The organism is Calothrix sp. UHCC 0171 (genome assembly GCF_034931845.1).
Lineage (GTDB): Bacteria > Cyanobacteriota > Cyanobacteriia > Cyanobacteriales > Nostocaceae > Brunnivagina.
Genome location: NZ_JAYGHN010000015.1, coordinates 43,870 through 54,509 on the forward strand (window position 1 = coordinate 43,870; position 10,640 = coordinate 54,509).

7 protein-coding genes are annotated in these 10,640 nt (G+C 38.1%); 2 read left to right on the plus strand and 5 right to left on the minus strand.

What is annotated here, in order from left to right; genetic code table 11:
- Positions 1-26: 26 nt before the first annotated feature.
- The 4 genes from VB733_RS13510 to VB733_RS13525 all read right to left on the minus strand — a co-directional run bounded on the left by VB733_RS13510 (position 27) and on the right by VB733_RS13525 (position 5,311).
- A complete protein-coding gene (locus tag VB733_RS13510) occupies positions 27-2,777 on the minus strand; it encodes a GAF domain-containing protein (protein ID WP_323340580.1) in 2,751 nt (916 codons plus the stop codon).
- A 318-nt stretch (positions 2,778-3,095) separates the two neighbouring features.
- Positions 3,096-4,283, minus strand: coding sequence for a TRC40/GET3/ArsA family transport-energizing ATPase (locus VB733_RS13515; RefSeq protein ID WP_323340581.1), 1,188 nt, complete (start codon positions 4,281-4,283; stop codon positions 3,096-3,098).
- A 115-nt stretch (positions 4,284-4,398) separates the two neighbouring features.
- Entirely contained in the window at positions 4,399-4,785 is a 387-nt protein-coding gene (locus VB733_RS13520; protein WP_323340582.1) for a DUF2358 domain-containing protein, read from the minus strand.
- 97 nt (positions 4,786-4,882) lie between these two features.
- The gene (locus VB733_RS13525; RefSeq protein ID WP_323340583.1) at positions 4,883-5,311 is read right to left on the minus strand and encodes a VOC family protein; all 429 of its coding nucleotides are present in this window, start codon (positions 5,309-5,311) and stop codon (positions 4,883-4,885) included.
- A gap of 288 nt (positions 5,312-5,599) precedes the next feature.
- Between VB733_RS13525 and VB733_RS13530 the strand changes: the two genes are divergently transcribed.
- Together VB733_RS13530 and VB733_RS13535 are read left to right on the plus strand one after the other, a co-directional pair.
- Positions 5,600-6,475 (plus strand): SDR family oxidoreductase, encoded by an 876-nt coding sequence (locus VB733_RS13530; protein WP_323340584.1) that lies wholly within the window; start codon positions 5,600-5,602, stop codon positions 6,473-6,475.
- Positions 6,476-6,590: 115 nt separating this feature from the next.
- A complete protein-coding gene (locus VB733_RS13535) occupies positions 6,591-8,087 on the plus strand; it encodes an HlyD family efflux transporter periplasmic adaptor subunit (RefSeq protein WP_323340585.1) in 1,497 nt (498 codons plus the stop codon).
- Between the two features lie 377 nt (positions 8,088-8,464).
- Here VB733_RS13535 and VB733_RS13540 read toward each other — a convergent pair whose 3' ends face one another.
- Positions 8,465-10,012 carry a S8 family peptidase gene (locus VB733_RS13540; RefSeq protein ID WP_323340586.1) on the minus strand — a complete coding sequence of 516 codons (1,548 nt, stop codon included), beginning with the start codon at positions 10,010-10,012 and terminating at the stop codon, positions 8,465-8,467.
- Positions 10,013-10,640: the final 628 nt, after the last annotated feature.

Genomic DNA, 10,640 nt, shown 5'->3' on the forward strand with positions numbered 1-10,640 from the left:
TATTGGTTTTGATTGTAAATACATACTTAACCAATAACAGTAACTGGTATCTCAATTAAAAACTCTGTTCCTTTACCTATCTCCGAACGACATTTAAACATACCCTTATGCTTATCAACAATGATTTGATAGCTAATTGATAAACCTAAACCTGTGCCTTTGCCAACTGGTTTAGTAGTAAAAAATGGGTCAAAAATATTATTGATAATATTTTGGGGTATGCCCAAACCATTATCACAAATACAAATGGCAACACTAGGTTTGTTATTAGGTAATTGACTCAAGCTAGTTTGAATTGTAATTTGACTAGTATAAGATTCAGAATCTTTTTCCCTCCTTTCTTCAATTGCATCGATCGCATTAATCAAAACATTCATAAATACCTGATTTAATTGTCCGGCATAACATTCAACTTCAGGTAAAAAGTCATAATCTCTAACTATTTGAATTGCTGGGCTTTCTGGTTTTGCTTTCAAGCGATGTTGGAGAATTACCAGTGTGCTATCAATTCCATCATGAATATTTACAGGTTTGATTTCTGCTTGATCTAGTCGGGAAAAATTACGTAATGACAAAACTATTTGCCGGATGCGTTCTGTTCCTAATTTAACAGAAGATAACATTTTTGGTAAATCTTCAACCAGAAAATCTAAATCAACTGCCTGGGCAAATTCTACAATTTCTGGAATTGGATGAGGAAGCTTTTGCTGATATAAATCTAAGATACTCAGTAGGTCTTCCGAATATTGGCTGATATGGTTAATGTTACCATAGATAAAATTTACAGGATTATTAATTTCATGAGCAATACCAGCTACTAATTGACCTAAACTGGACATTTTCTCATTTTGAATTAACTGAGTTTGTGTTTGTTTTAACTCTTGTAAAGCTTTGGCTATTGTTTCGGCTTGATACTGAGTTTGTGCAAGTAAATCAGCTTGTTCAAGTGCAATTGATAGTTGCGTTGCTATTTGAGTTGCAAACTGAATATCCGGAGCTTGCCAATCACGAGGTTGACTACATTGATGAATGCACAGCAAACCCCATAAATTATCACCTTTGATAATTGGGGCTACTAATGTGGCTTTGATGGCAAATTGTTCGAGAACATCAACAAAACATTTTTCTAACCCAGCTTCATAAATGTTAGAAATTGTATTTACCCTACCATAACGGTATTTGGTTGCATAAATTTCCCCGAAACAATGATCGTGAACTTTAATTGCTAATACTGAAGGTATTCCTGGTGAGACATCTTCAGCAACAAATTCACCTTCATTATATTCTGATGTTGGGTCAAAATAATATACCCCAACGCGATCGGCTTTGAGGGCATGACGGACTTCTGCTGACATTGTCGAAAAAATTGTTTTGATGTCCAGCGACTTCCGCATTTTAGTCACAACATCAAACAGAATTTTCTGTTGTTGGGTGGCTTTTTCTAGTGATTCAGTCCTCTGTCTAACTTGGGTTTCTAGATGAGCATTGACAGCTTGTACTTGTCGATATAAATTATGTTCGTGAATTGCTGTTGTTAGTTGACGAGCTAATTCTTGAGCTAATTCTATTTCGGCGATAGTCCACTTCCGAATATGGGCTTGTTTCCTCTGTTTCCAGACTTGAAAAGAACGACGAGGATATAGCTGTCTCACATCCGTGTCAAATTGTCCAGCCCACAGCTTTTCAATATCCTGAGTATTGCGAAAAATACTGACATATCCTAATACTTGCTGACGATAGGCAAGTGGAACAAATAAAATACTACGAATTGATGTTGCTTGAAATATAAGTTGTAAATTTTCTAATTCAGAAGTTTGAAAAATATCAGAAATTGCCCACACTTTCGGTTCAATATCTGCGCTATTTTGATAATGTTTTTCCCAAACAGCGTACTGTTCCATCAAGTGATATTTTTCTGTCTCCGGAATGATGGGTTGTTGCCCACAAGTGTATACTTTCAGGTGTTCGCTCTTTGTCTTTAAACATTCGGCAAAATTTTCAGATATTTCGCTTGCTTCACTCTTAAGACAAAGTCTACCCCCAGAACCGCCAAAGGCTTTGACAATTTGTTCTAAAGCTGTCTGTAATTCTAAATCAGGTAATAAACGTAATAAATTTCCAATCTGATTAATAATAGCTTCCCGTTCTGCTTTTTCCCGTGCTTGCACAAGTATAGTATTTTGGGCGATCGCAATTGAAAGCAAATCAACTACCATCTGAATTGATTCGATTTCCTCCTCGGAAATATCTATGGCTTCCGAGTTGTGTAATACCAACAATCCCCACAAATTATCATGGTACATTAGGGGCATTGCTAAGGAAAATTTAACCTCCATTGCTGTTAAGTATTCAGCATGGCAAGGATCAACAGGACGGAAAAAAAAACCTTCTGTTATATTTTCTGTCTCACCATTACGAATTTCATGGAAACAACTTTGGGCAATTTGGCGAGTTTCCACATTGACAATAGAACAAACTCTAGACTTAACAAATAAATCACGGGCATAACTAGGAATATCATCTGCGGGAAAATTCAAACCCATTAATGATGGTAATTTACCCTCTTCTAGTGATTCAGCAACAACTTGACCGCTACCATCTGCATGAAACTTATAAATCATTGCCCGGTTTGCACCAGTAAACGATCGCAATTCGGATGATGTCGTTTTGAGAATATCTTCCAATTCTAATAACCGTCGAATGCGATCGCTAATACGATGTAATAAATTTTTACCTTTGATACTTGCATTCAAATTTTGCTTATTTATTAAATTCATTTCATTATTTATTTTTGCTGGCGGATACAATTAACAAGGAACATAATTCGCATTTTCTTGTTAATATGTTGTGTTTGTCTTCAGTGTAAGTACGGTGATATAAAAATAAATATTTTTATCGTAATTTCAATAATGACTCTGATAGGTCAAGATTTTCCATGAGAGCAAGTAGCGGCAATGCAAAAATCATTATCTCTCACATTTTTCAATGACTGTTTTGTTTCTAATAAATTATGTATCTAAAATTCCTAACAAAATCCCCAAATTCTCTGAGAATTCGGGGATGTAACACAGTGTCTTTTATCTATACGTAGTACACTAGCTACGAACTGTATCCGCAAAACGAATCTTTAGATAATCATTTTCCATTTTTGCACCCGCAGGTTGCAACGCTGCTAAAGCTTGCGGTAAAACTAAATTCCGACGATGATTGCCAATGCGAATATTTAATTCATCGCCACTTTTACTCAGCTGCACTTGATTTTTCGGAATCCCAGGTAAATACAATTCTAAACTATATTGATTTTGTTCTTGAACGATACGAATTGTATTTTCTTTATAGTAAACCTGAGTTGGGTCTTCATCTTGATAAAGTATATTTTTGAGTCTTTCAAGTGCTTCGATGCCACACATTTCTTCAGAAAAAAGTGGTACTTCCTTAATTGGTAAAGGATGAAAATTATCATGGATTTCCTGACGATACTCCTTCTGATTTTCTTTCCAACGTTGGAAAAATGGGTCTTGTACTTCATCAGGAATAATCCGATTGGCAACCACCATATCTGTGGCAACATTGTATAAACTCAAATATGCATGGGCACGAAGCGATTCTTTAATCACCATTTTTTCTGGATTCGCAACCAACCGTACAGAAGTTTGAGTGTTGTCTGTTAATACCTTTTCCAATGCCTCAATTTGTTCATAAAATTCATAAGGTGCATCCATCACTTCTTTATCGGGTAAAGAAAAACCAGCAATGGGCTTAAATATTGGTTCGACAAAAGGACGCAGTGCAACCGAAATATTTTGGAATGGTTTATAAAAACGGCGCATATACCAGCCACCAACCTCTGGTAAACTCAACAATCGTAAAGCTGTACCAGTTGGGGCTGAATCAATAATCAATACCTCATACTCTCCTTCATCATAATGACGTTTCATCCTTACCAAACCAAAAATCTCATCCATGCCAGGTAAAATCGCCAATTCCTCGGCTTGTACTCCCTCTAAACCTCGTGCCTGCAAAACTTGAGTAATGTAGCGTTTCACACTTCCCCAATTCCCCTCAAGTTCCATGAGCGCATCGAGTTCCGCACCCCACAAATTTGGACGAATTTGCCGCGCTTCGTGCCCCAATTCCATATCAAAGCTATCCGCAAGCGAATGCGCCGGGTCTGTACTCAACACCAACGTCCGATAGCCGAGTTCTGCACAACGAAGTCCAGTAGCAGCAGCAACAGATGTTTTACCTACGCCGCCCTTTCCTGTCATTAAAATTACACGCATGGATAATTCTGTCCTGCTCGATCCTGATTTACATTTATTTACATTATTAACTGTTTTTGGGAATTATAGTGTGGGCATGAGAGGTTAAGAGTTGATTTTGACCGACTATTAACGATTAACGATTACCAAATTTAAAATTCTGCTTAACAACATCAAAAAGTGGAGTGTGCCAGTAATCAACGTGTGAACAAATTAAATTATTTGTATCTAGAGTTAATTCACTGTATCCAGAAATTGCAACTTTAGGTTTCCAAGGTAAGGGACTATTCCAACTCAAAGTCCACTCGGTTTTAATGTTATTTCCATCTTGTTTGATATCATGCAAATCCATTTTGCAATTCAGCAACCAAGTCTGAATAAAAGTAATCATTTTTTTGTAACGTTCGACCCCGGTAAATTTATTTAATGGGTCTTGAAAATAAACCTTTGCCGCGTAGATAGAATAAGTTTGATTTTCCGGAAATCTTTGATAATCAGCTTTGAGAATGTCAATAATATTCATAAATTCAGGAACAGGTAAATTCAAAAGTAAAGACTGAAAAAAAAACTAGGAGAAATTAATTATTCTCAGTACCAAAATCATAATTTCTAATTATTTTTTATCTGTCACCTATTTGGGTATATTCTGGATTACCAAAAATAGCCTCGACATAACGATAATATTTAAATTCCATCAAGTTGTAAAATGGGTCTTCTAAAAAGAAAGTCCGATGTTCTAAAGGAGTATTAACAAAACGTTCTTTTGCTTCTTCACGAAATGTTAATTGCTGAGATAAAGCCCTTGCTAACAAATCTTTCCAGTCTTGTTCTGAAGTAAATATTAATCCGAAATGTCTTGGATAAATGCCACGTTGGCGTGTTAGCGGTTCTTTGGCTGTATGGGCTACTAATTGATGTCCATAGAGGTTGAGAATTAGAGCATGGGGGCTTTCACGTCCGGGAATGCAGCCTAAACCATCAACGTAATATGCTTTGGCTTGAGAGATGTCGGTAATAGGGAAAGCGATGTGAAATATTGTTTGGTTCATATAAAATTAGGAAAAGGGAAGGTAATATTTATAAACTAGATTATATAAATTAGACTATATGAATTAAATTATATAAATTAAATTATATAAATTAGATTGTTGCTCTTATTTTGTTGACATGATGAAATCAGAGGATAAATTTGACCCAGATAGGGAGATGGAGGTACAGAAGGTAAGAGTGTGTAAATATTTAATTGTTGAACTACCCAGTCATTCACCGCTCCCCAGATTTGATTCCTTGATTAAAATTAACTAAAACCTCAATCTAAACCTAAACCTAAAAATCTTATGTTTTTAGTAACAGGAGCAACAGGTGGAATTGGTCGTCGAGTGGTAAGACTCTTACGGGAAAAAGATGCGCGGGTACGGGCATTTGTTCGCCTATCATCGCGCTATGACGATTTAGAACACCGAGGAGCAGAGCTTTTTATTGGTGAATTACGAGAACCGCGCGACATCGAAAAAGCTTGTCGTCATGTTAAATACATTATCAGTACCCATGGTTCTAGAGGCGATGCACTCGCACTAGATTATCGTGCGAATATTGAACTGATCGACCAAGGTAAAGCCAATGGAGTCAAGCATTTCGTTTTTATTTCGGTACTCGGCGCAGAGCGGGGCTACGAAGATGCACCTGTATTTAAAGCGAAACGCGAAGTTGAAAAATATTTACAAACTAGTGGCTTAAACTACACTATATTGCGCCCGGCTGGACTAGCATCGAATTTGCTGCCCTTAGCAGAAACTTTTCGCCAAACAGGATTATATTTGTTGATTGGCGATCGCACAAATCGAACTTCGATAGTCAGTACGGATGATTTGGCAAAAATGGCTGTTGATTCGGTAACTTTTCTTGCCGCTTGCAATCAAGTATTATCTGTTGGGGGAAGCGAGATTTTAACACGCGAGGATATACCCCATATTTTTGGTCGTATTTTTAATCGAGAACCAGTTATCTTTAATCCGCCATTATTTTTAGTAGACGGGTTGCGCGGTGCATTAGGGTTGATTAACCCCCAAGCAGAAAAAGCTTTAGGAACATTTCGGACATTGCTAGCCAATGAATTTTTTTGTACAAAAGAAGAGATTGCTAAATTAGAAGCAATATTTAATTTTCCCTTGGAGCCTCTAGAAAGCTTTTTAAGGCGACATTTGTCTGTGTGATAGAGATAGGGGGATGTACAGACGCAGTGATGTTGAAAGATATTCCCATTTCCTCTCCTTCCCAAAATCTCAAATATAAAATCCTCAAACACAAAATCCTAAAATCCAAAATCCTATGCGTTCTCCCCTAGCTGCAAATGGTGCCCAAGCACGTCAAACAAAACAAATCTTCGCTCGTCCGGAAGAACAATTATCTTTTGAATTAGGCAAAGCAGTCCAAGAATTACCACCCCTATACACAAGGGTGCTGGCGGGGACAATTAGCGCTATAGTAATTGGTGCGATCGCATGGGCATATTTTTCCGAAGTTGATGAAGTTGCCACTGCACCAGGAGAACTAGTCGCCTCAACCCAAGTGCGTCCGGTAACATCGATTGGCAATGGTTCAATTATGGCAGTGCGGGTTAAAGAAGGTCAAAGAGTCGCCAAAGACCAAATATTAATTGAACGTGATCCGGAATATCAGAAATTAGATGTTACCCGTCTGGCACAGTCTCAAAAACTAATCCAGCAAGATTTAAGTCGTCTCGACGCTGAACGTGCAGGTAACAAAAATGCCGGAACCCCTATCCAAGACGAACTACTAGCGGCACGACTGCGGGATTTTGAAGCCAAACAAGCCGCAGCCGAAGCTGAAGCAAATCGTCTTGCATCTGCGATAGATCAAGCCAAAGTTCGTCTCAGCCGCTTACAAGAAAATTATGCCAATGCCCGAACTAGCTTAGCAAACGCCCAAACGAATCTTGCAAATGCTCGAAACCTGCGCCAAAAAGTTAACAACAATGTTGCGATCGCTCAAGAACGTGAAAAGAGTATGCGTACACTGATTGGGAATGGTGCAGTTCCCCGACTCGACTACCTGCAAGCGCAAGACCAACTCAACCGCGCCAATGCGGAAATCACCCGCGCTAACGACGAAATCACTAACAATCAAAATAAAATTACTGAGGCACAAGATAAAGTTGCATCACTACAAAAAGATATGGCTGCCCAAGTCCAAGAAATAAAACAGGCACAAGCAGCATTCATTGGCGCTAAAAACCAAGCACAGCGTCTCGCATCCGAACGCCAAAGCGAAGTTTTAACCCAAATGAACAGACGGCGCGAAGAACTTGCCGATGTATCAGGTAAACTCGAACAAGCTCAAAAGCAAACTGAGTATGAAACCATCAAATCCCCTGTTTCTGGTACTGTTTACAAAATTAAAGCAACTAAAGGACCAGTACAATCCGGCGAAGAGTTGTTATCAATAGTGCCGGATGGTGAAGAATTGCTGCTGGAAGTTAAAGTTCTCAACCGTGATATCGGTTTTATTCGCCAGGGACAAAGGGCTAAAGTGAAAATGGCTACTTTTCCATTTCAAGAATTTGGCACTATTGAAGGCGAAGTAATTAAAGTTAGTCCTAATGCCATAGCAGATAAAGATTTGGGTTTAGTTTTTCCGACCCAAATCAAACTCAGTAAGCACTCATTAATGGTGCGGGGTAAGGAAGTACAATTTACGCCAGGTATGAGTGCTAATGGTGAAATTGTGACTCGTAAAAAGTCGATTTTGACCTTTATTACGGAGCCTGTGACTCGGAGATTTAGTGAAGCTTTCTCCGTGAGGTAATTGTAAATAAATACAGATAGATCAAAGCGATCGCACATCGGAAATTAACCACTTTTCCAAATCAGCGATCGCATTTCATCAAACATAAAAATATGAAAAGAGCCATGTCGCTCCCAGTTAAGCAATAATTAAAAAACGTAGTTTTAATCAGATTGATTAATTACCGTTTAATTTGCTGAGGAAATTTGGGCACTAGTAAAGATTGTCGTAATTCACCTTGTTCATTATAAAATTTAATTTCACCCTGTTCATGACATAACCATAATAAGCGATATAGGCAATTTTCTTGGCAGAGAAAAAACATAATAAAACTGACTGAAATAAATTACTCCAGCCAGTACGAAATTAATGTAAAGTCAAAAATATACCGCTTATTTTTATGTTGTGGGAATTATATCTAAGTAATCTTGAAATGGAGCCATGATTACTTCTGCATAGCGGTTGAAGATGTTTTCGGGGTCGGATGGATTAGATGGATTGGTAGTTGTCATACTCGACATGTCTGGTGTGGTTTGCTTCAGACTCCAGTATTCGGACATCTCAGAACTGGTTATGGTACTAATACTAGAAATGGGTATACTTTTGTCACTGTTATTTGCGATCGCATTCCAGTCCAAACCAATATTACTGTTATTCTCGAAAATGTTATTGGGTATTCCAAATCCAGTTATGTAGTCATAAGAGCGGTTATTCAAGCTAAATTCGATACCGCTTGAGAAAGGGTTAAAACCATTGAAAATATCACCGAAATTAAAGCTGGGAAAAGAGGGGCTGCTATCCTGCTCAGATTTGCCTGATGTGTCTGCTAAGATTTGTCTGACTTGGGAATCACTCAGATTTGGATTCGCACTGAGCATTAGAGCTACAACTCCAGCAACGTGAGGAGTTGCCATTGATGTCCCACTGTAATTCTCATATCCGTTATTGGGAACTGTAGAGTAGATGCTGACTCCAGGGGCAGTGACGTAGGTTAATTGCTCATTACCCGCACGATTAGAAAAGTTGGCTTGCTTACCATCTTTATCAACTGCACCAACCGCAATACCTGTATCTTTTGCATAGCGTGCCGGGTATATCGGTGATGAACCACCACTATTACCTGCTGCCATGACTACAATTGTGCCTTTACTGCTAGCGTATTGCAGAGCTTCTTGCATGACTGGGTTGCTGCTACCACCACCCAAGCTCATATTAATCACATTTGCACCGTTATCGACAGCGTAGCGAATTCCTTTGGCGATTGAATCGTATGAACCGGAACCAGTATCATCCAGCACTTTCACAGGCATGATTTTGGCGTTGTAAGCAACTCCAGTGGCACCTTTGTCATTGTTTTCAGCAGCTATGGTTCCGGAAACGTGAGTACCATGTCCATCTACGTCCATTGTGTTGTTACTATTGCTGTCGAAGTTCCAACCATAAACGTCATCGACATAACCGTTGCCATCGTCATCAATGCCGTTGCCTTCTATTTCTTTGGTGTTTTTCCAAATATTATTTTTTAAATCTTCATGGTTGGGATCGACTCCAGTATCAAGGACTGCAACCACAATACCTTGCCCGGTGTATCCTTTTGCCCATACTTCCGGAGAGTTCACCATATCGTTGCCCCAATTATTACCACCCAAATTGGGAACATCTGCAAAGGTGTCTTGACCTGCGGCTTTAGCGACTGCTGCGGCAGCATCGACTAAACCGTAACCTGTACTGGAGTTATAGGATGTGCTAGTTATTTCGCGATCGCTTATTCGCGTTGCACTTTGATTGTCGGAGTTATAGTTATAGCTACTGGAGTTATGATATCCAATGCTATTAGTGTTATAAATTTCACTACTGTTGGAATCAAAGTTGGTAATTGCAGAGGTGGGAGTAATATTTAGTTCTTGTTTAGAAACAAAACTATTACTCGTATAGTTAATGGGCATGGGTATTTGTCCTCAAAAATTGCTTTTTGTGGCGGCAGAAAATATTTATTTGTTAAATCAACATAGTTTTCAAATTTTGAAGATTTTAAAAACTTTGCCTCACTTGTAAATAGTAACTATAAAGTAAATATTTAATTTGCAGCTACTTTTACCAAAAGATAGTTATACATAGTTTTTTGTTTTTATTTTGGTTTTGTTTTAGTTTTCTGTTAGATTATTTTTCAATTATCTAGTTATTAACATCATCACAGAATATTACCTAAAAAACATTCCCGATTTAATAAATGATACTGGAGATACAGGAGCATCCCAAATGTGTAAATTGTTTTTTTGTAGTGCGGGCTTCTAGCCCGCTTACTAGAATATTAGGGAGCAAGACTTCGGAATTTCGGCGAAGCTCGGTCGAGCGGCGTGAGCGCTCAGTCAAACGCTGCTCCCACTACAAATTATATTTTTGCAAAATTGGGATGTTCCCGATATACAAAGCTATCTTTTAACTGTATTGTATTTATCTTTAAGTCTTTATCTTTAAGTCTTTATCTTTAAGTCTTTATCTTTAAGTCTTTATCTTTAAGTCTTTATCTTTAAGTCTTTATCTTTAAGTCTTTATCTTTAAGTCTTTATGTAT

Coding starts and splice junctions, on each gene's coding strand:
- VB733_RS13515 (WP_323340581.1), bottom strand. CDS start 4,283: ATGCGTGTAATTTTAATGACAGGAAAGGGCGGCGTAGGTAAAACATCT.
- VB733_RS13535 (WP_323340585.1), top strand. CDS start 6,591: ATGCGTTCTCCCCTAGCTGCAAATGGTGCCCAAGCACGTCAAACAAAA.
- VB733_RS13530 (WP_323340584.1), top strand. CDS start 5,600: ATGTTTTTAGTAACAGGAGCAACAGGTGGAATTGGTCGTCGAGTGGTA.
- VB733_RS13540 (WP_323340586.1), bottom strand. CDS start 10,012: ATGCCCATTAACTATACGAGTAATAGTTTTGTTTCTAAACAAGAACTA.
- VB733_RS13525 (WP_323340583.1), bottom strand. CDS start 5,311: ATGAACCAAACAATATTTCACATCGCTTTCCCTATTACCGACATCTCT.
- VB733_RS13510 (WP_323340580.1), bottom strand. CDS start 2,777: ATGAATTTAATAAATAAGCAAAATTTGAATGCAAGTATCAAAGGTAAA.
- VB733_RS13520 (WP_323340582.1), bottom strand. CDS start 4,785: ATGAATATTATTGACATTCTCAAAGCTGATTATCAAAGATTTCCGGAA.